Source organism: Streptomyces sp. SCUT-3, assembly GCF_014083985.1.
Taxonomy (GTDB): domain Bacteria; phylum Actinomycetota; class Actinomycetes; order Streptomycetales; family Streptomycetaceae; genus Streptomyces_H; species Streptomyces_H thermolineatus.
This window is the reverse complement of record NZ_CP046907.1, coordinates 3,279,415-3,302,360: the sequence shown is the minus strand read 5'-3', so window position 1 is coordinate 3,302,360 and position 22,946 is coordinate 3,279,415. Positions and strand designations below refer to the sequence as shown.

General features: G+C 73.5%; 22 protein-coding genes and 1 pseudogene. 7 read left to right on the top strand and 16 right to left on the bottom strand.

Translation table 11 applies throughout. The features are described 5' to 3' along the window. Positions 1–88: 88 nt before the first annotated feature. Positions 89–544 (bottom strand): Lrp/AsnC family transcriptional regulator, encoded by a 456-nt coding sequence (locus GQS52_RS14540; protein ID WP_182313846.1) that lies wholly within the window; start codon positions 542–544, stop codon positions 89–91. Positions 545–638: 94 nt separating this feature from the next. Then, the gene (locus GQS52_RS14535; RefSeq protein ID WP_182313845.1) at positions 639–1,391 is read right to left on the bottom strand and encodes a UbiX family flavin prenyltransferase; all 753 of its coding nucleotides are present in this window, start codon (positions 1,389–1,391) and stop codon (positions 639–641) included. Between the two features lie 171 nt (positions 1,392–1,562). Between GQS52_RS14535 and GQS52_RS14530 the strand changes: the two genes are divergently transcribed. Continuing rightward, entirely contained in the window at positions 1,563–2,114 is a 552-nt protein-coding gene (locus tag GQS52_RS14530) for a rhomboid family intramembrane serine protease (RefSeq protein WP_182316452.1), read from the top strand. 92 nt (positions 2,115–2,206) lie between these two features. Here the strand turns inward: GQS52_RS14530 and mqnP are convergent, their stop codons facing one another. Continuing rightward, positions 2,207–3,175, bottom strand: a complete 969-nt coding sequence (gene mqnP / locus GQS52_RS14525) for a menaquinone biosynthesis prenyltransferase MqnP (protein WP_182313844.1) — start codon at positions 3,173–3,175, stop codon at positions 2,207–2,209. Further along, complete coding sequence (locus tag GQS52_RS14520) at positions 3,172–4,629, bottom strand: menaquinone biosynthesis decarboxylase (RefSeq protein WP_182313843.1); 1,458 nt, start codon at positions 4,627–4,629, stop codon at positions 3,172–3,174. The genes mqnP and GQS52_RS14520 overlap by 4 nt, the downstream gene beginning before the upstream one ends. A gap of 88 nt (positions 4,630–4,717) precedes the next feature. Here GQS52_RS14520 and GQS52_RS14515 point away from each other — a divergent pair, with 88 nt between their 5' ends. Next, positions 4,718–5,068, top strand: a complete 351-nt coding sequence (locus tag GQS52_RS14515) for a PLD nuclease N-terminal domain-containing protein (protein WP_182313842.1) — start codon at positions 4,718–4,720, stop codon at positions 5,066–5,068. 64 nt (positions 5,069–5,132) lie between these two features. Here GQS52_RS14515 and GQS52_RS14510 read toward each other — a convergent pair whose 3' ends face one another. The 8 genes from GQS52_RS14510 to hemL all read right to left on the bottom strand — a co-directional run bounded on the left by GQS52_RS14510 (position 5,133) and on the right by hemL (position 12,966). Further along, the gene (locus GQS52_RS14510; RefSeq protein WP_182313841.1) at positions 5,133–5,732 is read right to left on the bottom strand and encodes an SRPBCC family protein; all 600 of its coding nucleotides are present in this window, start codon (positions 5,730–5,732) and stop codon (positions 5,133–5,135) included. Between the two features lie 94 nt (positions 5,733–5,826). Next, positions 5,827–6,912: a c-type cytochrome biogenesis protein CcsB gene (gene ccsB / locus GQS52_RS14505; protein ID WP_259370781.1), complete on the bottom strand. Its 1,086-nt coding sequence runs from the start codon at positions 6,910–6,912 to the stop codon at positions 5,827–5,829. Beyond that, the gene (locus tag GQS52_RS14500; protein ID WP_182313840.1) at positions 6,909–8,591 is read right to left on the bottom strand and encodes a cytochrome c biogenesis protein ResB; all 1,683 of its coding nucleotides are present in this window, start codon (positions 8,589–8,591) and stop codon (positions 6,909–6,911) included. Before GQS52_RS14500 ends, ccsB begins: the two co-directional genes overlap by 4 nt. Positions 8,592–8,595: 4 nt before the next feature. Further along, the gene (locus GQS52_RS14495) at positions 8,596–9,366 is read right to left on the bottom strand and encodes a cytochrome c biogenesis protein CcdA (RefSeq protein WP_182313839.1); all 771 of its coding nucleotides are present in this window, start codon (positions 9,364–9,366) and stop codon (positions 8,596–8,598) included. Then, complete coding sequence (locus GQS52_RS14490) at positions 9,363–9,989, bottom strand: TlpA disulfide reductase family protein (RefSeq protein WP_182313838.1); 627 nt, start codon at positions 9,987–9,989, stop codon at positions 9,363–9,365. Before GQS52_RS14490 ends, GQS52_RS14495 begins: the two co-directional genes overlap by 4 nt. Positions 9,990–10,130: 141 nt before the next feature. Continuing rightward, complete coding sequence (locus GQS52_RS14485; RefSeq protein ID WP_275946474.1) at positions 10,131–10,703, bottom strand: type 1 glutamine amidotransferase domain-containing protein; 573 nt, start codon at positions 10,701–10,703, stop codon at positions 10,131–10,133. Positions 10,704–10,841: 138 nt separating this feature from the next. Then, a complete protein-coding gene (locus GQS52_RS14480; protein WP_182316450.1) occupies positions 10,842–11,489 on the bottom strand; it encodes a histidine phosphatase family protein in 648 nt (215 codons plus the stop codon). A 169-nt stretch (positions 11,490–11,658) separates the two neighbouring features. Next, on the bottom strand, positions 11,659–12,966 hold the full coding sequence (gene hemL, locus GQS52_RS14475) for a glutamate-1-semialdehyde 2,1-aminomutase (RefSeq protein WP_182313836.1): 1,308 nt from the start codon (positions 12,964–12,966) through the stop codon (positions 11,659–11,661). A 312-nt stretch (positions 12,967–13,278) separates the two neighbouring features. Here hemL and GQS52_RS14470 point away from each other — a divergent pair, with 312 nt between their 5' ends. Next, positions 13,279–13,713 (top strand): hypothetical protein, encoded by a 435-nt coding sequence (locus GQS52_RS14470; RefSeq protein WP_182313835.1) that lies wholly within the window; start codon positions 13,279–13,281, stop codon positions 13,711–13,713. Positions 13,714–13,792: 79 nt separating this feature from the next. On the opposite strand, the pseudogene GQS52_RS14465 reads toward GQS52_RS14470, so the two are convergent. After that, positions 13,793–15,003: pseudogene (locus GQS52_RS14465) on the bottom strand (dihydrofolate reductase family protein). A 398-nt stretch (positions 15,004–15,401) separates the two neighbouring features. On the opposite strand from GQS52_RS14465, the gene GQS52_RS14460 reads away from it, so the two are divergent. After that, positions 15,402–16,046 (top strand): hypothetical protein, encoded by a 645-nt coding sequence (locus GQS52_RS14460; protein WP_182313834.1) that lies wholly within the window; start codon positions 15,402–15,404, stop codon positions 16,044–16,046. A 229-nt stretch (positions 16,047–16,275) separates the two neighbouring features. Further along, on the top strand, positions 16,276–17,034 hold the full coding sequence (locus GQS52_RS14455) for an SDR family oxidoreductase (protein WP_182313833.1): 759 nt from the start codon (positions 16,276–16,278) through the stop codon (positions 17,032–17,034). An 84-nt stretch (positions 17,035–17,118) separates the two neighbouring features. Here GQS52_RS14455 and GQS52_RS14450 read toward each other — a convergent pair whose 3' ends face one another. Next, positions 17,119–18,312 carry an RtcB family protein gene (locus tag GQS52_RS14450; protein ID WP_182313832.1) on the bottom strand — a complete coding sequence of 398 codons (1,194 nt, stop codon included), beginning with the start codon at positions 18,310–18,312 and terminating at the stop codon, positions 17,119–17,121. 111 nt (positions 18,313–18,423) lie between these two features. Between GQS52_RS14450 and GQS52_RS14445 the strand changes: the two genes are divergently transcribed. Together GQS52_RS14445 and GQS52_RS14440 are read left to right on the top strand one after the other, a co-directional pair. After that, complete coding sequence (locus GQS52_RS14445) at positions 18,424–19,281, top strand: hypothetical protein (RefSeq protein ID WP_182313831.1); 858 nt, start codon at positions 18,424–18,426, stop codon at positions 19,279–19,281. An 85-nt stretch (positions 19,282–19,366) separates the two neighbouring features. Then, the gene (locus GQS52_RS14440) at positions 19,367–20,059 is read left to right on the top strand and encodes a hypothetical protein (protein ID WP_182313830.1); all 693 of its coding nucleotides are present in this window, start codon (positions 19,367–19,369) and stop codon (positions 20,057–20,059) included. A gap of 187 nt (positions 20,060–20,246) precedes the next feature. Here GQS52_RS14440 and hemB read toward each other — a convergent pair whose 3' ends face one another. Then, positions 20,247–21,296: a porphobilinogen synthase gene (gene hemB / locus GQS52_RS14435; protein ID WP_182313829.1), complete on the bottom strand. Its 1,050-nt coding sequence runs from the start codon at positions 21,294–21,296 to the stop codon at positions 20,247–20,249. Beyond that, positions 21,293–22,936: a bifunctional uroporphyrinogen-III C-methyltransferase/uroporphyrinogen-III synthase gene (locus GQS52_RS14430; protein ID WP_259370780.1), complete on the bottom strand. Its 1,644-nt coding sequence runs from the start codon at positions 22,934–22,936 to the stop codon at positions 21,293–21,295. The genes hemB and GQS52_RS14430 overlap by 4 nt, the downstream gene beginning before the upstream one ends. Positions 22,937–22,946 lie beyond the last annotated feature (10 nt).

Below are 22,946 nucleotides of genomic sequence, written 5' to 3'. Positions count from 1 at the left end.
CCTTGAGCGTACTCCTCCGCCCCCGGGCCTCCGGGCACCCACCCGGGCACCCGCCCGGCGGCCGTCCTGCACCCGCCCGGCGGTCCCGTCAGACGTTCTCCGGCAGCGGCCCGACCCGGCTCTCCCACTTGGCGGAGAGCACGACGGTGGTACGGGTGCGGGAGACGCCCTTGGTGCCGGTGAGCCTGCGGATCGTGTTCTCCAGGCCGTCCACGTTCGCCACGCGGACCTTGAGCATGTAGGAGTCGTCCCCGGCGATGAACCAGCAGTCCTCGATCTCGTCTAGGTCGCGCAGCCGCTCGGCGACCTCCTCGTGGTCGGCGGCGTCCGACAGCTGCAGGCCGACCAGGGCGGTCACGCCCAGTCCGAGGGAGGCGGGGTCGACGGTGGCCCGGTAGCCGGTGATCACCCCGGCCTGTTCGAGGCGGTTGATGCGGTCCGTCACGCTGGGACCGGAGAGTCCCACCAGACGGCCCAGCTCCGCGTAGGAGGCCCGGCCGTTCTCGCGCAGGGCCTGGATGAGCTGCCTGTCCACCGCGTCCATGAGCTGGAGCCTTTCGTTCTCACCACGAATCCGGATTCCGATAGAGAATCTAAGGCAAGCGGGCCGTCCCGCCCACCATTCCCCTGCCCACGGATCAGCCGTGGGCGCCGAGTTCGCCCTCCCACCTGCGGTACAGCGCGTGCGGCACCCCCACCGCGTCCAGGATCCGGCCGGCCACGAAGTCCACCAGGTCCTGGATGTGCGAGGCGCCGGCGTAGAAGCCGGGCGAGACCGGCAGCACCACCGCGCCCGCCTCGTCCAGCGCCACCATCTGCCGCAGCGTCGGCCCGGACAGCGGGGTCTCGCGGACCGCGACCACCAGCGCCCTGCGCTCCTTGAGCGTCACGCTCGCCGCGCGCTGCAGCAGGTCCTTGGACAGGCCCAGCGCGATCCCGGCCACCGACGCGGTGCTGGCGGGGACGACGATCATGCCCTTGGCCGGGTACGAGCCGCTGGAGGGGCCGGCCGCCAGGTCCCCGGCGGGCCAGTACCGCACGTCGGACAGGTCCGGGGCGAAGTGGTCCTTGCCGTCGGCGCCGCGGGCGAGCCAGCCGGCGAGGTCGTCGCGCCAGTGCCCGTCCCGGAAGGAGATTCCCGTCTCGTCCAGGACGGTCAGCCGGGCCGCCCGGCTGACCACCAGGTCCACCGCCTCGCCGGCGTCCAGCAGCGCGCGCAGCGTCGCGGCCGCGTAGGGGGTGCCGGACGCGCCGGAGACCCCGACGACCCACGGACGGCGGACCCGGCCGCCGCGGCCGTCCCGCTCCTGCCGTCCGGGATCCCCGTGCCGTCCGGACTGCTCGTGCTGCTCGTGCCGGCCTCGGGGGCCGGACCGGTCGTGCTGCTCCACTCCGCGAGCCTATCCCGGCAGGTGTCCGACGGAACCCGGACAGATGCCGCGGGCGTTCTCTACGGTGTAAGGAAGTGCGCGGGCGCGCACCGACCGCTCGGAACCGGGGGACTGGCCGTGGCACACCGAACGACGACGAGGCCCGGCGGGGCGAAGGCCGCGGGGCTGCTGATGCTCGGCATGGTGGCGCTGCTGTGGATCCTGGAGGCCGTGGACACCGCCTCCGGGCACTCCCTCGACGGCTACGGCATCGTGCCGCGCCGCGTCGACGAGCTCGCCGACGTCGTCCCGGCCGCCTTCACCCATTTCGGCTTCGAGCACGTGGCGGCCAACAGCCTCCCGCTGCTCGTCCTGGGCTTCCTGACCGCCCTGCGCGGGATCGGCCGGTTCGTCGGCATCGCGGGCCTGGTCGTCGTGGTCAGCGGGCTGGGCGTGTGGCTGATCGCCCCGGCCGGCACCAACACCGCCGGCGCCTCCGGCCTGGTCTTCGGCCTGTTCGGCTACCTGGTCGTGCGGGGCTTCGTGGACCGCCGGCCGACGGACGTGGCGATCGGCGCCGTGGTCGCGGTCCTGTACGGGTCGATCCTGTGGGGGGTGCTGCCCAGCGCGGAGGGCGTCTCCTGGCAGGGGCACCTGTTCGGCCTGGCCGGCGGGGTGCTCGCGGCCTTCGTCTTCCGCCGCCGGGCGGTCGGCGCTCCGGCGTCCGCACCGGTGGCCGGCTGAGCCGTATCCGCCCCGGGCCCGGCCCTCCCGGTTCCGGACCGCACCGGGCCCGGCACACCCGGCACACCCGGCACGCCCCGGCCCGGCGCGGCTCACACGCCGAGGCCGCGCACCACCAGGTCCAGCAGGGCGAACACGAACAGCACGATCCCGATCACGCCGTTGACCGTGAAGAACGCCCGGTTGAGCCGGGAGAGGTCCCCCGGCCGCACGATGGAGTGCTCGTAGACGAAGGCCGCCGCCGCCACCGCGAGCCCGGCCCACCACAGGGCGCCGGCCCCGGTGAGCAGCCCGTACCAGGCCAGCAGGCCCATGGTCACCGCGTGGCAGGCCCGTGCGCCGTACAGGGCGGCCGCGATGCCGAACCGGGCCGGCACCGACTTCACGCCGTGCGCCCGGTCGGCGGCCACGTCCTGGCAGGCGAAGATCAGGTCGAAACCGCCGATCCAGACGCCGACCGCCAGCCCCAGGACCACCGCCTCCCACGACCAGGCCCCGGTCACCGCCAGCCAGGCGCCGACCGGGCCGATCGCCTGGGCCAGGCCCAGGATCGCGTGCGGGAAGTTCGTGAACCGCTTGCCGTAGGGGTAGACCACCATCGGCACCACGGCGAGCGGTGCCAGCATCAGGCACAGCGGGTTGAGCAGCGCCGCGGCGGCCAGGAAGACGGCCAGCGCCGCCAGGGCGCCGGTCCAGGCGGTGCGCACCGACACCGCGCCGGTGACCAGTTCGCGGCCGGCGGTGCGCGGGTTGCGGGCGTCGATCTCCCGGTCGATGATCCGGTTCGCCGCCATCGCGAAGGTCCGCATGCCCACCATGGCGACGGTGACCAGCAGCAGCTCGGTCCAGTGGACCCGGGAGTCGGCCAGGAACATCGCGGTCAGGGACGCGATGTAGGCGAAGGGCAGGGCGAAGACCGAGTGCTCGATCATCACCACCCGCAGGAAGCCCTTGACCTTCCCCCGCGCCGGGCCCGTGCCGGGCGCCGCCCCGGTCCCGGACGCGGCCCCGGACGCGGCCCCGGGCGCGGCCCCGGTCCCGGTGCCCGCCTCGCCGCTCACAGTCCGTATTCCTTCCAGCGCCGGGTGACCCGCTCGGCGGTCTCCGGGTCGGACACCACCATCTCCGGCCAGCCGCCGTCGCGGGTGTAGCCCTCCTCGGGCAGCTTCCGGGTCGCGTCGATACCGGCCTTGCCGCCCCAGAACTGCTGGTAGGAGGCGTGGTCGAGGTGGTCGACCGGGCCCTCCACGACGGTCAGGTCGCGGCTGTAGTCGGTGTTGCCGAACGCCCGCCAGGCCACCTCGTGGTAGTCGTGCACGTCGCAGTCGGAGTCCACCACGATGATCAGCTTGGTCAGCGACATCATGTGGGCGCCCCAGATGGCGTGCATGACCTTCTGCGCGTGCTTGGGGTACTTCTTGTCGATCGAGACGATCGCGCAGTTGTGGAAGCCGCCGGCCTCGGGCAGGTCGTAGTCGACGATGTCCGGGACGATGATCTTCAGCAGGGGCAGGAAGAACCGTTCGGTGGCCTTCCCCAGCGGCCCGTCCTCGGTCGGCGGCCGGCCGACCACGATGGACTGCAGCAGCGGCCGGCGGCGCATCGTGACGCAGTCGATCGTCAGCGCGGGGAACGGCTCCTGCGGGGTGTAGAAGCCGGTGTGGTCGCCGAAGGGGCCCTCGGGGAGCATCCTGCCCGGCTCCAGCCAGCCCTCCAGGACCACCTCGGCGTTGGCCGGGACCTGCAGCGGCACGGTCTTGCAGTCGACCATCTCCACCCGCCTGCCCTGCAGGAAGCCGGCGAACAGGTACTCGTCGATGCCGTCGGGCAGCGGGGCCGTCGAGGAGTAGGTGACGGACGGCGAGCAGCCGAAGGCGATCGCCACGGGCAGCCGCTCGCCGCGCCGGGCGGCGACCTGGTAGTGGTTGTGCGAGTTCTTGTGGATCTGCCAGTGCATGCCGATGGTGCGGCGGTCGTGGCGCTGCAGCCGGTACAGGCCCAGGTTGCGCGCCCCGGTCTCGGGGTGCCTGGTGTGCGTCAGGCCGAGGTTGAAGAACGCGCCGCCGTCCTGCGGCCAGGTGAACAGCGCGGGCAGCCGGTCCAGGTCCACCTGGTCCCCGGTGAGCACGACCTCCTGCACGGGCGCCTGGTCGCCCTTGACCTTCTTGGGTGGCACGTGCGCCATGCCGGCGAGCTTGCCGAACGCCTCCCGCATGCCGGTGAAGCCCTGCGGCAGCTCCGGCTTCAGCAGCGCGCCGATCTTCTCGCCGATGTCGTCGTAGGACTTCAGGCCGAGCGCCTTGAGGGTGCGGCGGTCGGTGCCGAAGACGTTCATCGCCAGGGGCATGTCCGAGCCCTTGACGTTCTCGAAGAGCAGGGCCGGACCGCCGGCCTTGTTCACCCGGTCGACGATCTCACCGACCTCCAGGTAGGGGTCCACCTCGGCCTTGATCCGCTTGAGGTCGCCGTCCCTCTCGAGTGCGCGCAGGAACGAGCGGAGATCGTCGTATGCCATGAGGGACAGTATCCGCCACCGACTAACCTGTGAGGGAGACAGGGTTGCTGCACGACCCTCCGCCGCTAGTCGAGGGGCACCTTCCTCCATGCTCAGGTATCTGCCGTTCCTGCTGGTGCTGGCGCTGTGGATCTACACGTTCATCGACTGCCTGAACACGCCCGAGGACCAGGTGCGCAAGCTGCCCAAGCTCGCCTGGGTCTTCATCATCCTGCTGTTCGGCCAGGTCCTGATCGGCCCGGTCGCCTGGTTGGCCGTCGGCCGTCCGCGTTCCTCCTCCCGCGCCTACGGGGCCCGGCCGCGCGAGCAGCGGCAGTGGATCGCCCCGGACGACAACCCCGAGTTCCTGCGCTCCCTGGGCAAGGAGAAGGACGAGGAGCAGGAGAGCGACGAGGACGGCACCGGGGGCACCGGAGGGGCCGGCGGCGCCAAGGGCTGACCGGGGGCCTGGGGTTCCCGGGGGTCCCGGGGGTCCCGGGGGTCCCGGGGGTCCCGGGCGCGGCTCAGCGGTCGCGGCGGTCGCGGGGGTGCTCGAACGCCGGGCCCGCGGCCCCGTAGACCTCGAACAGCTTCTGCAGGCGCTGCGGGAACCAGTGGGCCCGCCTGGCGGTGCCGCCGCCCAGGGCGTCGGCCAGCAGGTCCAGGTGCATGTGCCAGCCCGCCAGGCGTTCCCGCAGGTAGCTGTCGGAGCCGGGCATCTCGCAGGTGAAGCTCAGCCGGGTGCCGCCGTCCTCGGGCCGCAGTTCGAAGCGCAGTACGCCGTGCACGCTGACCGTGTACTCGACCAGGCGCTGCGGGACCAGGGCGGTGATCCGGCCGGTGGCCACGGTGTGCCTGCCCTCGCTGTCGGTGTCCAGCCAGCGCAGCTCTACCGTGCCGCCCTCCTGGAGGTCGACCTCCGCCTCGGCCAGCCAGTCCCCCATCAGCTCGGGATCGGTGACCGCCGCCCAGACGCGCTCGACGGGGTGCTCGAAGCTGCGCTCGTAGCCCAGCACGTGCACCCCGCCGGGGCGTGTCTCGTAGCGGCCGTAGTCGGGGCCCCGGCCGGGGGCCTGCGCGAAGTCGTGTCCGACGGGGCCGGTGCCGTGCGCGGGAGTGTTCATACCTCCACTGTGGCCCGGGGCACGACGGTCCGCACACCGGTCCGGGCCCGCCCCGGCCGGGGCGGGCGGGAGGGGCCGGCCGGGGCGGGAGGGGTCACTCGACCCCGGCGTAGGAGTGCAGGCTGCCGGTGACGAACATGTTGACCCCGTAGTAGTTGAAGATCCAGCAGGCGAAGGCGATCAGCGCCAGGTAGGCGGCCTTGCGGCCCTTCCAGCCGGCGGTGGCGCGGGCGTGCAGGTAGGCGGCGTAGACGACCCAGGTGATGAAGGACCAGGTCTCCTTGGGGTCCCAGCCCCAGTAGCGGCCCCAGGCGGCCTCGGCCCAGATCGCGCCCGCGATGATGGTGAAGGTCCACAGCGGGAAGACGATCGCGTTCACCCGGTAGGCGAGCTTGTCGAGCGTCGCGGCGGAGGGCAGGCGGCGCCACACGGTCGACAGGCGCATCGTGCGGCCGGCCTCCAGGCGGGACTCGTAGGAGTCGCGCACCAGGTAGGCCAGGCTGGAGACGGCGCCGACGTAGAAGGACGCGCCGCAGATGATCGCGCAGGCGACGTGGACGATCAGCCACGGCGACTGCAGGGCCGGAACCAGCTGGTCGGACTCGGTGTACAGCACGGTCAGCGCCAGCCCGAGGTCGAGCAGCACGGTGGTGATCAGGAACAGGCCGATCCAGCGGACCTTCTTCCCCGCCGCCAGCAGGCCCAGGTAGACGCCCACCGCCACCATCGAGAAGGTGGTGGAGAACTCGTACATGTTGGCCCAGGGGGCGCGCTCCACCGACAGGCCGCGGGTGACCACGCCGGCGAGGTGGATCAGGAAGGCCAGGGTGGTCAGCGAGATCGCGATCCGGCCGAGGAGCTCGCCCTTCTCGTCCTCGCCGGCCGCGCCGAGGCCGTCGGCGACGTCCCGGCCGCGGTTGCGGGTGACGACCTTCGGCCGCTCCAGGGTCGCGGTGCCGCCGGCGGCGCGCACGGTGACCGCGGGCGCGGCCGCGGACGCCTTCGCCTCCTGCTCCTGCGCGGTCAGCGCCGCGGACTGCTTGGCGATCCGGCTCCGGCTGCCGAACGCCCACTCGGCGATGTGCGCGAGGAAGGCGAGCGTGTAGACGGCCAGGGCCGAGTACACGAGGTAGTTGCTGAGTTGGGCCATGTTCTCGTTGGCCGCGGCGGCGATGTTCACGCGCGCTCCTTGTCGGTGTCCGGGTCGGTGTCCGGCCGCTGTTCAGGCTGCTGTTCCGGTACGGCGGGTGCCTCGTTGTGCAGCAGTGCGGCGATGTCGCCCAGCTCCTCCGCCACCCGGGCGGACTCGCTGCGGCCCAGGGCGGCCGTCTCCACGACGGTGCGGCCGTGCCCGTCCGGCGTCGCGCGCACCCACACGCGGCGCCGCTGGATGAACAGGGAGCCGCTCAGGCCCGCGATCGCGGCGATCGCGCCGGCCAGGGCGAGATCGGTCCCGGGCTTGCTGGTGACCTGGAAGGTGGCCCACTCGTCGATGCGCTCGAAGGTGAGCGACCCGGCCCCGTCGGGGAGCTCCATGGTGTCCCCGGGCTTCATCATCTGCGCCAGCGGGGTGCCGTCGGCGTCGGTGAACTGCTCCATGCGCTCGTTGTCGAGCTGGTAGACGTTCTGGGCGATCCCGGAGTCCACGCCCAGGTCGCCGCGGTAGGCGGTCAGGAAGAGCACGGGGTTGTCCAGGGCGGGGAAGGCCGAGACCATGCCGCGGGTCGCCGACGCGCCCTCGAAGGTGGGCACGAAGATGCCGGAGAAGCCCAGCTGGTCGCGCTCGCCGTCCTTGCCGACGTAGTCGGTGACCTTGACGACGCCCTGCGAGGTGACGTTGCCGTCCATCGGCAGGAAGGGCGCCGGGCCGCGGTAGGCGACGTCGCCCTGCCCGTCCCGGACGGTCACCACTGGGGCGTAGCCGTGGCCCGTCAGGTAGGCCTTGTAGCCGGCGACCTCCAGCGGGTGGTTGGAGGAGACGACGGCCTTCTTCTCCTCGCCCCCGGCCTCCCAGTAGGTGATGTCCGCCCGGAAGTCGCGGGCGCTGCCGCGCTGCGGGCCGGAGCGCTCGTAGGTGCCGGTGAACTCGTCGAGGGTGAAGCCGAAGCCCCCGAGGTCGTCGCGGTCGAAGAGGTTGCCGTCCTTGAAGTCGTCGTACTGGGTGAGGTTGTTGGCGAAACCGTCGCCCTCGACGACCAGCTTGGTGCCCTCGGACATGTACAGCTGCCCGGCGGCGAAGCCCACCAGCATCACGATCAGCGCGATGTGGAAGACCAGGTTCCCGGCCTCGCGCAGGTAGCCCTTCTCCGCGGCCACGGAGCCGTCGGAGGCCCCGGTGCGGAAGCGGCGGCGTCCCAGGATCCGGCGGGCGGCGGCCAGGACCTCGTCGGCGGGGGCGTCGGTGCTCCACCGGGCGTGGGCGGGCATCCGCTCCAGCCGCCGCGGGGCGGCCGGCGGCCGCGCCCGCAGGACGCCCACGAACTGCCAGGTGCGCGGGACGATGCAGCCGATCAGGGAGACGAACAGCAGGATGTAGACGGCGGAGAACCACGTCGAGCTGTAGACGTGGAACATCCCGATCTTCTCGTAGAGCGGGCCGAGGGTCTCGTGCCGATCGACGAAGTCCTGGACCTTGACCGGGTCCGAGCCCTCCTGCGGGACCAGGGAGCCGGGGACGGCCGCCAGGGACAGCAGGAAGAGCAGGACGAGGGCCACCCGCATCGAGGTGAGCTGCCGCCACAGCCAGCGCAGCCAGCCGACCGGGCCGAGCTGCGGGCCGCCGGGGCCTTCGCCGGTGCCGGTGTCGTCGGCCGGGGCGCTGCTCATGACCTCGGCGGCGTCGGTCTTGGTCGTGCTCATGTCCTCAGATTCCGATCGTGAAGTCCGCGGACCACAGCTGCATCTGGTAGACGATCCGGTCCCAGACGCCGGTGAGCAGGAGCACACCGACCGCGACGAGCATCCCGCCGCCGATCCGCATGACCCATGCGTAGTGGCGCTTGACCCAGGAGAACGCGCCCAGCGCCCGCCGGAAGGCCAGGGCCGCCACCAGGAACGGTAGGCCCAGTCCCAGACAGTAGGCGACGGTCAGCAGCGCGCCGCGCCCGGCGCTGGCCTCGTTGAAGGCCAGCGAGTTCACCGCGACGAGAGTGGGGCCGATGCAGGGCGTCCAGCCGATGCCGAACAGCACTCCGAGCAGCGGCGCCCCGGCCAGGCCCATCGTGGGCCTGTTGTGGAAGCGGAACTCGCGCTGCGCGAAGCCGTTCAGCAGTCCCATGAAGGCCAGCCCCATGAGGATCACCAGGACGCCCATCACCTTGGAGATGGGCTCCCGGTACGCCTGCAGGGTGGAGCCGAAGCCGCCGAAGAGCGCGCCGCCGGAGACGAAGACCGCGGTGAAGCCGAGGACGAACAGCGACGCCCCCGCCGCCATCCGGCCCCGCCTGGCGTCGGCCATGTCCATCCCCGAGACGCCGGTGACGTAGGAGAGGTAGCCGGGCACGAGCGGCAGCACGCAGGGCGAGAAGAAGGAGACCAGGCCGCCGAGCACGGCGACGGGCACGGCGAGCAGCAGCGCCCCGGTCAGGACCGTCTGGTTGGGGTCGGTGGCGGCGAGGTCGACGGCGAGGTTCATGCCTTCTCCGCGATCACCGGGTCGAGCGCCTTGCGGAGCTCCTCCTCGCCCACTTCCTTGAGCAGGCGCACGGCGATCCTGCCCTCGCGGTCGATGATCAGCGTGGTGGGGATGGTCTGCGGCGGCAGGGCGTTCTTCGGGAACTTCAGCATCTGCTTGCCGTACGGGTCGTACAGGCTGGGGTACTCGATGCCGTAGGTGCGTTCGAAGGCGCGCGGCTGGGCGGTGTCCATGTCGCGGGTGTTGAGCCCGACGAACTGCACCCCTTGGGCCTTGGTGTCCTCGGAGACCTTGGCCAGGTGCTTGGCCTCGGCCCGGCAGGGCGCGCACCACGAGCCCCACACGTTGAGGACGACCACCTTGCCCCTGTAGTCGGACAGGCTCAGCTCACCGCCGTCGACGGTCTCGCCGGAGATGTCCGGGGCCTTCTTCCGCTCGGCCACGGGCACCTTGGTGACCGCCCCGGTGCCCTCGACGAAGTTCGCGCCGCTGCCGGAGCTCCCCGAGGGGGAGTCGTCCGAGGGCGTGGAGCAGCTCGCGAGGGCGAGGACGAGCGCGGCCGCACCGGCGAGTGCGGCGGCGCTGCGGAACGGCCGGGGGCTGAGTGCCTGCGTCCAACTCATGTGAAAAGTTTCGCATGCGCCCGTACGGGATCTCTGGCGCCCCCCGTCGATCCCGGAAAGGCTCCGGAAGAGCTCCGGAGAAGCTCCGGAAGAGCTTCGGGAGCGCCCCGCCGGGGGCCGTCCGCCCGGCGGGGCGCCGGTTCAGGAACCGGCTGCGGCGAACTGCGTGACGAAGGTCTCCTGGAACGCCTTGAGGTCGTCGGGCCTGCGGCTGGTGATCAGGGTGTTGGGTCCGCCGGTGCAGACCTCGACCTCCTCGTCGACCCACGTCGCGCCCGCGTTGCGCAGGTCGGTCCGCAGGCTCGGCCAGGAGGTGAGGGTGCGGCCGCGCACCACGTCGGCCTCGATCAGCGTCCAGGCGGCGTGGCAGATCGCGGCGACCGGCTTGCCCTCCTCGAAGAAGCCCCTGGCGAAGGCGACGGCCTTCTCGTCCGTCCGCAGGAAGTCGGGGTTGGCGACGCCGCCGGGCAGGACGAGTGCGTCGAAGTCGGCGGCGCGGGCGTCCTCCCACGTGGTGTCGACGGGGAAGGTGTCCGCCTTGTCCAAGTGGTGGAAGGCCTGGATGCGCCCGGACTTGCCGGAGACCAGCTTCGGCTCGCCCCCGGCGCCCAGGACCGCCTGCCAGGGGCCGGTGAGCTCGACCTGCTCGACCCCCTCGGGCGCGACGAGGAAGGCGACGGTCTTGCCTTGCAGGGAAGTGGCCACGTTTCTCACGTTCCTCACGGTCGGAGACGTCTTCCGACCGCGCGTCTTCCCCTGCCGCCCGGGACGAAACGGACACCGCCCGCCGCGGACGGCGGGCCGCGGCGGGGGGAGGGCCGGCGGGCGGGAGGGCCGGGGCCCTCCCCGGCGTCAGGCGCCGAAGCCCTTGGCCTGCCCCTTGACCGGCTTGGCCCCGGCCAGCAGGTGCGGCGGCACCAGGTCCCGCGCCGGCTCGCTGTATCCGACCGAGACGATCCGGTCGCCCTGGTAGGTGAAGGAGGTCAGGCTGGCCAGGGTGCACTGCCGCCTGCGCGGGTCGTGCCACAGCCGCCGCTGCTCGACGGCGCAGCGCAGGATCCAGATCGGCAGCTGGTGGCTGACGCACACCGCCTCGCGCCCGCGCGCGGCGTCCCGCGCGGTGTCCAGTGCCGCCTTCATCCGCGCCACCTGCTCGGCGTACGGCTCGCCCCAGGACGGCTTGAAGGGGTTGGTCAGGTGCCGCCAGTGCGACGGCCTGCGCAGGGAGCCGTCCCCGACGCCGAAGGTCTTGCCCTGGAAGACGTTGGCCGCCTCTATGAGGCGCTCGTCCGAGGCCGTCTCCAGGCCGTGCACCCTGGCTATGGGTGCGGCCGTCTCCTGGGCCCGCTCCAGCGGGGACGCCACGACGTGCGCGACGTCCCGGCCCGCCAGGTGCTCCGCGACCCGCTCGGCCATCTCCCGGCCGAGGTCGGACAGGTGGTAGCCCGGCAGCCGCCCGTACAGGATGCCGTCGGGGTTGGCGACCTCTCCGTGCCGCATCAGGTGGACGACCGTGATGTCCTGCTCACTCACCCGGGCTTCTCCTCACTTACGTGCCTGGTCATGACCGTGTCGGTGCTCGTGCCCGGCCGGACGGCGGCGCGAACCCGCGCCGCCGTCCCCGCTCCTGCCGCAGTTCCCGTCCCCGCTCCCGCCGCTGCTGCGGACGTCACCGGGAGGCCCCGGCCGCCGCGCGGGCCGCGGCGGGCAGGGCGGCCGCGATCCGCTCGACCGCGGCGTCGTCGTGCGCGGACGAGACGAACCACGACTCGAACGCCGACGGCGGCAGGTAGACGCCCTGCGCCAGCATCGAGTGGAAGAACTCCGTGAAGCGGAACGCCTCCTGCGTCCGCGCCCCGTCGTAGTCGGTGACCGCGTCCTCGGTGAAGAACACCGAGAACATGTTGCCCGCCGTCTGGACGCGGTGCGCCACGCCCTCCTTGGCCAGCGCCTCGGAGACCAGCGAGGACACCTCGGCCGCCACGCGGTCGACGGTCGCGTAGACGGCGTCGTCGCACAGCCGCAGCTGGGCCAGGCCGGCGGCGGTGGCCACCGGGTTCCCGGAGAGCGTGCCCGCCTGGTAGACCGGGCCGGCCGGGGCCAGGTGCGCCATGACGTCGGCGCGGCCGCCGAAGGCCGCGGCGGGGAAGCCGCCGCCCATGACCTTGCCGAAGGTCATCAGGTCCGGGCGCACGCCCTCCAGCCCGTACCAGCCGGCCCGGCTGACGCGGAAGCCGGTCATGACCTCGTCGGAGACGAACAGCGCGCCGTTGGCCTCGCACAGCTCCTTCAGGCCGGCGTTGAAGCCCGGCAGCGGCGGGACGACTCCCATGTTGCCCGGGGACGCCTCGGTGATCACGCAGGCGATCTGCCCCTCGTTGGCGCGGAACGCCTCGGCGACCGCCTCCAGGTCGTTGTAGGGCAGGACGATCGTGTCGCCGGCCTGCGCCCCGGTGACGCCGGGGGTGTCGGGGAGGCCGAAAGTGGCCACACCGGACCCGGCGGCGGCCAGCAGGGCGTCCACGTGGCCGTGGTAGCAGCCGGCGAATTTGACGATCTTGGCGCGGCCGGTGAAGCCGCGGGCCAGGCGGATGGCGGACATCGTCGCCTCGGTGCCCGAGCTGACCAGGCGCACCTGCTCCACCGGGTCGATCCGGGAGACGATCTCCTCGGCCAGCTCCACCTCGCCCTGCCCGGGCGTGCCGAAGGAGGTGCCGCGGGAGACCGCCGCGTGGACTGCCTCGGTGACCTGCGGGTGGGCGTGGCCGAGGATCATCGGCCCCCAGGAGCACACCAGGTCCACGTACTCGCGCCCGTCGGCGTCGGTGAGGTACGGACCGGTGCCGGACACCATGAACCGGGGCGTACCGCCCACGGCGCGGAAGGCGCGCACCGGAGAGTTCACGCCACCGGGGGTCACGGCCGCCGCGCGGTCGAAGAGAATCTGCGAAGCTGGAGCCTCATACGGGTAAGTCACACCGCCATGTTCTCAAAGCCCGAACGTGATGTGCGGACGGGCGTTGCGCAGTCCCCGCAAAGTGCTTCATCTGAGACGATGATCGGGTTGCGCGGTTGGGTCTGCGGATGGTCGGGTAGTGGAATGCAGCGCGGTGACGAGCTGGGCGAAGGGGCGGGCGACTCGGAGCCCGGACGCGCACTACCCCGTTACCCCGGGAAACCCGCTGCGGGAGATCCGTTCGACGACGTCCCCGGTGCGGGACGCACCCGGCGCAGGCGCAGGCAGACCGGTCGCAGAAGGACCGAAGAGGGTGGGAGCAGGAGTGGCCGCGTGGGGGTGACCTACAAGTACTTCGGCGCGCCCGACGGGGCCAGCGCCGCTCGTGTCCCGACCACGATGCGTCCCGAGGAGCTCGGCGGGGACGAGCTGGGCCAGGGCATGTACACCAAGGTCAAGCCGGAGACCATGGCCGCCATGGTGCTCACCGGCATAGAGGGGATACCTCCGTCCAGGGTGCCGCCGCTGGAACTCGTCGTGCTGCACCCCGACTACGCCGTGGTGAAGCTCCCGCCGAGCGTCGTGGAGCCGCTGCGCAGGGCCGGCGAGGAGGAGCTGGGTGCCGCCGCGTTCATCTGGTCCACCGTGCCCGACCGTCGCGGACCGCGCGACGCCTTCGTGATCTACCAGATGCTGCACGAGTGGCAGCAGTTCGCCCACCGCCTCCGGGAGAACGGCCACCAGCTGTACTGCCTGGTCTGGCCCTGACCCGGCCCCCGTCCGGCCCGGCCGACGTCCGCCCGGCCCGGCCGCCATCGGCCCGGCCGACGCCCGGCCCGGGGTTCGGTCAGACGGCGAGGTGGGCGTTGGGTTCCCGCGCCCCGTCGGCGAGTTCGGGGATCTCGATCACCTCGACACCGGCGCCGGTGAGCAGCCGGGTGCCCTGGCAGCCGGTGACGAAGAGGTCCGGCTCGCGCCAGGCGATCACCACGCGGGGGATCCCGGCGTCGAGGACGAGCCGGGTGCAGGTGCGGGGCCGGGAACGGCGCTCGGCGCAGGGCTCGAGGGAGCTGTAGAGGGTGGCGCCGGCGAGGCGGGGGTCGCCGGGCGGGAGCTTGGCGAGGGCGGCCTCCTCGGCGTGGAAGTGCGGGTCGCCCTCCCGGCTGTGGCCGCGGGCGAGCTCGGTTCCGTCGGCGGCCACGATCACGGCGCCGACGGAGAAGGCGGTGTCGGAGGGCGGGCAGAGCCGGGCCAGGTCGACGGCGAGCCGGAGCCAGTGGCGGTCCGCGCCGGCGGAGCCGGGCACCGGGCCGGGAGCGGGAACGGTTGCGGAACCGGAGGCCGGGCCGGGGACGGCGGCCGGGGTGGGGTCGGTCATGCCGAGGACTCCTTGGGCGCGTAGCGCAGGAGCACCACGTCGCCGACGGTGCGGGCTTCGAGGAGGGTCAGGCGGCGGGTTGGGCCGCCCGGGTAGTCGGCGGGGCCGAGGAAGCGGGGCGCGTCCGCCCTCCCGACCAGGACGGGTGCCACGGCGAGGTGGACCTCGTCCGCCAGGCCCTGGGCGAGGAACTGGGTGTGGACGCTGCCGCCGCCCTCGACCATGAGGCGCCCCACCCCCCGCACGGCGAGGTCGTCGAGCACGGCCGGGAAGTCGACGGCGGGCCCGGTGGCGACGACGTCGGCCAGCCCGTCCAGGGCCTCGCGGAGCTTCGGGGCGGCGGCGTCGGTGGTGTAGACGACCTTCTCGCCGCCGTGGTGCCAGAAGTTCAGCCCGGGGTCGAGGTCACCGCTCGCGGTGACGGTGGCCTTCAGCGGGTACTCGGGCCTGCCCGCCGCGACCCGGGCCGCCCGGCGCGCGGGGCTGTTGACCAGCAGGCGGGGGTTGTCGCGGCGCAGGGTGTTGCCGCCGACGAGGATCGCGTCGGACTCGGCCCGGACCTGGTCGACGCGGTCGAAGTCCTCGGCGTTGGACAGCAGCAGGCGGTCGGCGGAGGTGTCGTCGATGCAGCCGTCGATGGACGTGGCGACGCTGAGCAGGACGTACGGGCGCTCGGCCATTCTGGTCCTCGGGGGTTCCGTTCCTCGGTCGGTCGTGCGGTCGCGGTCGTGCTGCCGCGGTCGTGCTGCCGCGGCCGTGCGGTCGCAGTCGTGCGGTCGGCTGCCGGGCCCCGCGGTGCCGGCCGGGGCGACGTGCCCCGCGGCGCCGCCCCGCTCCGGACGCCCGGTACGACCGTACGCCACCGCGGCCGCCCCCCGCCCGGGGCGCCCGGCCGCGGCGGACCGGGCCGCCCGGTACCCGCCGGCCCCGCCGGACGGCCCGGCCTACCACGCCGGGGCGCGGCGCGTCCCCGGATTCCGGGAGCGCACCACGGGGGCGCACACGCTCGGCTACTTTCCGATTCTTCACAGTGACCGCTGTGCGCGTCACGGAGCACCGTTCCCGGAAAGGCAGTCACGTGGGCAGGCACCGCCGCTCCATACCCGTATCCCCGTCCGCATCCGCACGCCGCACCCGCTTCACCGCGCTCACCGCGGCGGGCGTCTCCCTGGGGGCCGGCGTCGCCGCGTGGGCCCTCGTCACCGCGCCCGGTCCCGCGGCCGACGGGACGGTGCCGCAGGCCGCGGCCGCCCCCTCCGTCCTCCCGGCCCCCGCGTCGACGGGCGGGCCGGCGGACGCCGGACCGGGCGGGCCGAATCCCGGCGCGACCGCGGACACCGCCTCCCGGGAGGACGCCCGCGGGGGGAGGAGCGCGGGGGCGGGGGGCAAGGCCGTGCGGGAGGACGCCACGGCGCCGGACGGGCTGGGGAAGGAGTCGGCCGCGCGGGCGGACCGGCAGCACACGGAGCCTCGTCCCCCCGGGCCGGCCGACCGGCCCCCCGCCCCGGACCGGGGACGGGCACCGGCCCCGCCCGCCGGCGGGACGGCGCCCCGGCCCCCCTCCACCGGCACACCGACGACCCCCGCGGCCCCGGCGCCGCCCGCGGCCCCGGCTCCTCCGGCGCAGACCCCGCAACCGCCGGCCGCGCCGGGGGGAACGGGCCTGCTGACCGGGATCACCGACCTCCTCGAAGACCTGCTGGGCGGGCTGTTCGGCCGCTGACCCCGCCGGCACCCCGTCGGCACTGCACGCCACCGGGCCGCGCGGTGTGCTGCGGTGCGGTGCGCGACCGCCGCACCCGGCCGCGGTGCGCAGCCCCGCGCGCAGCCCCCGGCCTCCGTCGCGGGGCGGACCGGTACCGGACGGGGGCCACCCCCGGCCCGGGGGGCGGGGCGGGCGCCTATCCTGCTCTGACGAAGGGTCGTCCGCACCACCGCCAGGAGGGCACCGCATGTCCCGCACTGCCGTCGTCACCGGAGCCAGCAGCGGCATCGGTGCCGCGACCGCACGCAAGCTGGCGCAGGCCGGCTACCGCGTGGTGCTGACGGCCCGCCGCAAGGAGCGCATCGACGCCCTGGCCGCCGAGCTGACCGCCGCCGGCCACCGGGCCGACGCGTACGCCCTGGACGTCACCGACCGGGACGCCGTCGACGCCTTCGCCGCGTGGCTCGGGACGTGCCACGTGCTGGTGAACAACGCCGGGGGCGCGATCGGCGCCGAAACGGTCGCCGAGGCCGACCCGGCGGACTGGCGGGCGATGTACGAGGTGAACGTGCTGGGCGTGCTGCACGTCACCCAGGCGCTGCTGCCCGCACTGACCGCCTCCGGCGACGGCACGGTGGTCGTGCTGTCCTCCACCGCCGGGCACCTCGCCTACGAGGGCGGCGGCGGGTACGTGGCGGCCAAGCACGGCGCCCACGCGCTCGCCGCGACCCTGCGGCTGGAGCTGTGCGGGGAGCCGGTGCGGGTGATCGAGATCGCCCCCGGGATGGTGCGCACCGACGAGTTCGCGGTGAACCGCTACCGCGGGGACGCGTCGAAGGCCGCGGACGTGTACGCGGGCGTGGCCGAGCCGCTGACCGCCGAGGACGTGGCGGACACGGTGGAGTGGGCGGTCACCCGGCCCTCCCACGTCAACGTCGACCTGCTGGTCGTCCGCCCCCGCGCCCAGGCCGCCCAGCACAAGGTCCACCGCACCGCGGGTTCCTGACGGTGCGGCGGGAGGGCCGGGCGGCACGCACCGGCCGGGGCCCGCACCGGCCGGCCCCCGCCCCGGCCGGACCTCCCGCCGGGGTCAGCCCTTGACGCAGACGACCTGCTTGAGCTTCGCGACGACCTCGACCAGGTCCTTCTGCTGGTCGATGACCTTCTCGATGGGCTTGTAGGCGCCGGGGATCTCGTCCACGACACCGGAGTCCTTGCGGCACTCCACGCCCCTGGTCTGCTCCTCCAGGTCCCGCGTGGTGAAGCGCTTCTTCGCGGCGTTGCGGCTCATCCTCCTGCCGGCCCCGTGCGAGGCGGAGTTGAAGGCCGCCTCGTTGCCGAGGCCCCGCACGATGTAGGAGCCGGTGCCCATCGAGCCGGGGATGATGCCCAGGTCCCCGCGGCCGGCGCGGATCGCGCCCTTGCGGGTGACCAGCATCTCCACGCCCTCGTAGGTCTCCTCCGCCACGTAGTTGTGGTGGCAGGAGATGACCGGGTCGAAGGTGACCTTGGCCTTCTTGAACTCGCGCCGCACCACGTCCTGGAAGAGCGCCATCATCACGGCGCGGTTGAGCCGGGCGTACTCCTGCGCCCAGAACAGGTCGTCGCGGTAGGCGGCCATCTGCGGGGTCTGTGCGACGAAGACCGCCAGGTCCCGGTCGACCAGGCCCTGGTTGTGGGGGAGCTTCTGCGCGACGCCGATGTGGTGCTCCGCCAGTTCCTTGCCGATGTTGCGGGAGCCGGAGTGCAGCATCAGCCAGACCGAGCCCTCCTCGTCGAGGCAGAACTCGACGAAGTGGTTGCCCGATCCGAGCGTCCCCATCTGCGCAATGGCCCGTTCGCGGCGGAACCTGACCGCCTCGGCGAGGCCGTCGAAGCGGGACCAGAAGTCGTCCCAGCCGGCCGTCGGGAAGCCGTGGAAGCGGCCCGGGTCGACCGGTTCGGCGTGCATGCCGCGGCCCACCGGTATCGCCTGCTCGATCTTCGACCGCAGCCGGGACAGGTCGCCGGGCAGGTCGTTGGCGGTCAGCGAGGTCTTCACCGCGCTCATCCCGCAGCCGATGTCCACGCCCACCGCGGCCGGGCAGACCGCGTCGCGCATCGCGATGACCGAGCCGACGGTGGCGCCCTTGCCGTAGTGGACGTCGGGCATGACGGCCAGTCCGCTGATCCACGGCAGCGAGGAGACGTTGTACAGCTGCTGCATCGCCTGGCCCTCGACCGCGGCCGGGTCGGTCCACATGCGGATCGGCACCCGGGCGCCGGGTACCTCGGTGTACGTCATGGAGTGCCCCCGTGGAACTGCTGCTCGTTGATTGCGGTAGACATTGTCCTCACGGAGCCATCAACGACAGCAACGGGTTTTCGCCCGGCGCACGACGAAAGGGGCCGGCCAGTGCTGCAGACGAGGGGCGTGCGCCGAGCGGTCGCGGCTCCATTCCTGGCCGCCGCCGTACTCGCCGCCTCCCTCACCGCCTGCACCTCCGGCGCCGAGGACGACGCGGGGACGGACGACCCGGCCGGGGCCGGGGCAGGCCGGTCGGCCGCCCCCGCGCCGCCCGGAAGGCACAGCACCCTGCCCGAGCCCTGCGGTTCGGTGGCGCCCTCCCTGCTGAAGCGGCTGGTCCCCGGGGCCGAGGACTACGACGGCGAGGCCCGTCTCACCTACGACACCGACCGCCGGGCGGGCTGCAAGTGGTCGGGGCGGGACTCCGCCGCGGACCACTACCTGAGCGTCGACTTCGAGCGCGTCGTCTCCTACGACACGGCGGTCAGCGACGACGACCAGGCGCAGCAGGAGTTCCTCGCGCTGGCCACCGGGGCCGGCATCCCGGACCTCCCCTCCGCCGCTCCGGCCGGCCGGAGCGGCGAGGCGAAGGCCGGGGGCGACGGGACGGACGACGGGACGCCGGACGCCGAGGACTCCCCCGCGGACGAGGACTCCCCCGCGGACGAGGACTCCCCCGCGGCCCCGTCCGCCTCCGGCCCCGCCGCGGACGGCACCGGCGCGCCCGGCACCTCCTCCCGCCTCCTGGGCGGCATCGGGGACGCCGCGTTCGTCCACGACCGGCTCACCGCCCGCGGCACCGGAACGCACCGTGACGTAACTCTCGTCTTCCGCACCTCCAACGTCCTGGTGACGGTGGAGTACTCGCAATGGCCGCTGGACAGGAGCGTGGTCCCGGCCGGCGGGGCGCTCCAGCTGCGGGCCCGGAGCGTGGCCGCCGAACTCGTCGAGCAGTTCGACGACTGACTCCCCGACGGGGGAACGACGTATTCTGTCCGCTTACGTCTGCGGCAGGAACCCGTTGCCGCCACGAACGACAAGTGAAGGACCCATGCAGCGAATAGCCCGACGCCCCGCCCGCCTCGCGGCGCTGGCAGCCGTGCCGGTGCTGCTCATCGCCGGTTGTTCTTCCGGCTCGGACAGCGGCTCCGGGACGGCTCAGGACGCCAAGGAGTCGGCCGGGGCGGCCTCCGCCCCGCCGAAGCTCGCGGCGGCGAAGTACAGCACGATCCCCGACCCCTGCAAGGCTCTGTCGAAGGGCACGGTCGAGGACCTGGTCCCCGAGGCCGAGAAGGCCGCGGGAAAGGCCTCCAAGTCCAGTGACACCTCCAGCCGCGGCACCTGCTCCTGGAACGGCCTGGACGGCTACCAGTACCGCTGGCTGGACGTCACCTACCAGCGGTTCGAGTCCGTGGAGGGCATCGGCAGCGCCGAGGAGCAGGCGAAGGAGCGGTTCGCCTCCCAGCTGAAGCAGTCCGCCGGGGAGGCGAAGGACGCCGCGCGCAAGGACCTGAAGGACCTCGGGGACCAGGCGGTCCGGCTGAGCTGGAAGGCCAAGGACGACGGCGAGGAGTACCGCAGGGCCACCGTGGTGGCGCGGACCGCGAACGTCGTCGTGATCGTCAACTACAACGGCGCGGGCTTCGAGGACGGCAAGACCCCCAAGGCGAAGACCGTCGAGGACGGTGCCGCGAAGGCGGCCGGGGAGGCCGTGGCCGCGGTGGACAAGGCCGCGAAGAAGTAGGACCGGCGGGGCCGGTCGCGCGAAGGGCCCGGTCCGGCGGGCGGCACGGGTGCCGCCCGCCGGACCGGGCCCTTCGTACGCGCCGTGTGCGCCGTGCGGGCCGTGACGGCACCGCATGTGCGCCGCTGCGGGGCCGCACGGGCCGTTGCGGGCCCGTGCGGCGCCTTCCGGCCGCTCGGCCCCGGCCTCAGCCGCGGGCGAGCAGGCCCGCGGCCTCGGTGGCCCAGTAGGTGAGGATGTTCCCGGCACCGGCCCGGCGGACGCCGGTGAGGGTCTCCATGATCACGCGCTCGCGCTCCACCCAGCCGTTGGCCGCGGCGGCCTCGACCATCGCGTACTCGCCGGAGACCTGGTAGGCGGCCACGGGGACGTCGACGGCGTCGGCGACCCGCCGCAGGACGTCCAGGTACGGCAGGGCCGGCTTGACCATCACCATGTCGGCGCCCTCGGCGAGGTCGAGGGCGAGTTCGCGCATCGACTCTCGGGCGTTGGCCGGGTCCTGCTGGTAGGTCTTGCGGTCGCCCTCGAGGGAGGAGTCCACGGCCTCCCGGAAGGGCCCGAAGAACGCCGAGGCGTACTTGGCGGTGTAGGCGAGGACGGCCACGTCCTGGTGGCCCGCGCCGTCCAGGGCGCGGCGGACGACGCCGACCTGGCCGTCCATCATGCCGCTGGGGCCGACCACGTGGACGCCGGCCTCGGCCTGGACGACGGCCATCTCGGCGTAGCGCTCCAGGGTGGCGTCGTTGTCCACCCGTCCCCGCGCGTCCAGGACGCCGCAGTGGCCGTGGTCGGTGTACTCGTCCAGGCACAGGTCGGACATGACCACCAGGTCGTCGCCGACCTCGGAGAGCACGTCGCGGATCGCGACCTGGAGGATGCCGTCGGGGTCGGTGCCGGCCGAGCCGACGGCGTCCTTGTGCTCGGGGACGCCGAACAGCATGATCCCGCCGACTCCCGCGGCCACCGCCTCGGCCGCGGCCTTCTTCAGGGTGTCGCGGGTGTGCTGGTACACGCCCGGCATGGAGGAGATCGGCACCGGCTCGGAGATCCCCTCGCGCAGGAACGCGGGGAGGATCAGGTCGGCCGGGTGCAGCCGGGTCTCGGCGACCAGGCGGCGCACGGCGGGGGTGGTGCGCAGCCGGCGCGGCCGCGCACCCGGGAACCGTCCGTACTGCCCGCCCTGCTCGTACTGCCCGTGCTGTCCGTACCGCTCGTGCTGTCCGTGTGCGGTGTTCATCCGCGTGCCCTCCTCCTGGATCCGGCGCGCCGCTCGCTGGGCCGGGTGACCGGGTCGCCCGCCTCGACGGCGGCGGCCCGGCGCGCTGCGCCGAACTCGGCGAGCGCCTCGGCCAGGGCGTGCACGGACGGCTCGGGTGCCATCACGTCCACGCGCAGGCCGTGCTCCTCCGCGGTCTTCGCGGTGGCCGGGCCGATGCACGCGATCACCGTGATGTTGTGCGGCTTGCCGGCGATGCCCACCAGGTTGCGGACGGTGCTGGACGAGGTGAACAGCACCGCGTCGAAGCCGCCGCCCTTGATGGCCTCGCGGGTCTCGGCGGGCGGCGGCGAGGCGCGCACGGTCCGGTAGGCGGTGACGTCGTCGACCTCCCAGCCCAGCTCGATCAGGCCGGCCACCAGGGTCTCGGTGGCGATGTCGGCGCGCGGCAGGAAGACGCGGTCGATCGGGTCGAAGACCGGGTCGTAGGGCGGCCAGTCCTCCAGCAGGCCGGCCGCGGACTGCTCGCCGCTGGGCATCAGGTCGGGCTTGACGCCGAACCGGACGAGCGCCTTGGCGGTCTGCTCGCCGACGGCCGCGACCTTGATACCGGCGAAGGCGCGGGCGTCGAGTCCGTACTCCTCGAACTTCTCCCGGACCGCGCGCACGGCGTTGACCGAGGTGAAGGCGATCCACTCGTAGCGGCCGGTGACCAGGCCCTTGACGGCCCGCTCCATCTGCTGCGGGGTGCGCGGGGGCTCCACGGCGATGGTGGGGACCTCGTGCGGCACGGCGCCGTAGGAGCGCAGCTGGTCCGACAGGGAGGCGGCCTGCTCCTTGGTGCGGGGCACCAGGACCTTCCAGCCGAAGAGCGGCTTGGTCTCGAACCAGGACAGCTGGTCGCGGCCGGCGGCCTGCTCCCCGACCACGGCTATGGCGGGCTGCGGGCCGGCCGGCGAGGGGAGGGCCTTGGTGGCCTTGAGCTCGGCGGCGATCGTGGCCAGGGTGGCCGACCAGGTGCGCTGGCGGGTGGTGGTGCCGGCAATGGTGACCGTCAGCGGGGTGTCGGCCCTGCGGCCGGCCGCGACCAGGGAGGCGCAGACGGCGGCGGTGTCCTCCAGGGTGGTGCTGACGACCAGGGTGGCGTCGTCGGTCCCGGCGTCGTGCCAGCAGCGGTCGGTGGCGGTGGCGGCGTCGAGGAACCGCACCCCCTTGCCCCCGGCGCACAGCGGGACGCCCGCGTAGGCGGGCACGCCGACGGCGTTGGCCACTCCGGGGACGACCTCGAACGCCACGCCCGCCCTGGCGCAGGCGAGCATCTCGTCGGCCGCCGTCCCGTCCATGCCGGGGTCGCCGGCCACCGCGCGGACGACCCGCTTGCCGGCCGCCGCGAAGGACGTGACAAGCTTGGCGGTGGCGGAAGTCGCGCCCAACACCTCGTCGGGTGCGGGAAGTTCCGTCACGTCCACACCTGCCCGGGTGTGGGTGCGGAGGGTGTCGGCGATCTGCGGGTCGGCGACCAGGACGTCCGCGTCCGCGAGCGCCTCGACGGCGCGCAGCGTCAGCAGGCCGGGGTCTCCTGGTCCTGCGCCGAGGAAGACGACGTTCCCCCTGTCGTTCCGTCGGCTGGTCGGGGCGGTCGGCTCGGGCTTCGCGTTCACGGCGGTGGGG

Coding starts and splice junctions, on each gene's coding strand:
- GQS52_RS14540 (WP_182313846.1), bottom strand. CDS start 544: ATGGACGCGGTGGACAGGCAGCTCATCCAGGCCCTGCGCGAGAACGGC.
- GQS52_RS14530 (WP_182316452.1), top strand. CDS start 1,563: ATGCTCGGCATGGTGGCGCTGCTGTGGATCCTGGAGGCCGTGGACACC.
- GQS52_RS14520 (WP_182313843.1), bottom strand. CDS start 4,629: ATGGCATACGACGATCTCCGCTCGTTCCTGCGCGCACTCGAGAGGGAC.
- GQS52_RS14515 (WP_182313842.1), top strand. CDS start 4,718: ATGCTCAGGTATCTGCCGTTCCTGCTGGTGCTGGCGCTGTGGATCTAC.
- GQS52_RS14510 (WP_182313841.1), bottom strand. CDS start 5,732: ATGAACACTCCCGCGCACGGCACCGGCCCCGTCGGACACGACTTCGCG.
- GQS52_RS14500 (WP_182313840.1), bottom strand. CDS start 8,591: ATGAGCACGACCAAGACCGACGCCGCCGAGGTCATGAGCAGCGCCCCG.
- GQS52_RS14495 (WP_182313839.1), bottom strand. CDS start 9,366: ATGAACCTCGCCGTCGACCTCGCCGCCACCGACCCCAACCAGACGGTC.
- GQS52_RS14490 (WP_182313838.1), bottom strand. CDS start 9,989: ATGAGTTGGACGCAGGCACTCAGCCCCCGGCCGTTCCGCAGCGCCGCC.
- GQS52_RS14480 (WP_182316450.1), bottom strand. CDS start 11,489: ATGCGGCACGGAGAGGTCGCCAACCCCGACGGCATCCTGTACGGGCGG.
- GQS52_RS14455 (WP_182313833.1), top strand. CDS start 16,276: ATGTCCCGCACTGCCGTCGTCACCGGAGCCAGCAGCGGCATCGGTGCC.
- GQS52_RS14450 (WP_182313832.1), bottom strand. CDS start 18,312: ATGACGTACACCGAGGTACCCGGCGCCCGGGTGCCGATCCGCATGTGG.
- GQS52_RS14440 (WP_182313830.1), top strand. CDS start 19,367: ATGCAGCGAATAGCCCGACGCCCCGCCCGCCTCGCGGCGCTGGCAGCC.
- hemB (WP_182313829.1), bottom strand. CDS start 21,296: ATGAACACCGCACACGGACAGCACGAGCGGTACGGACAGCACGGGCAG.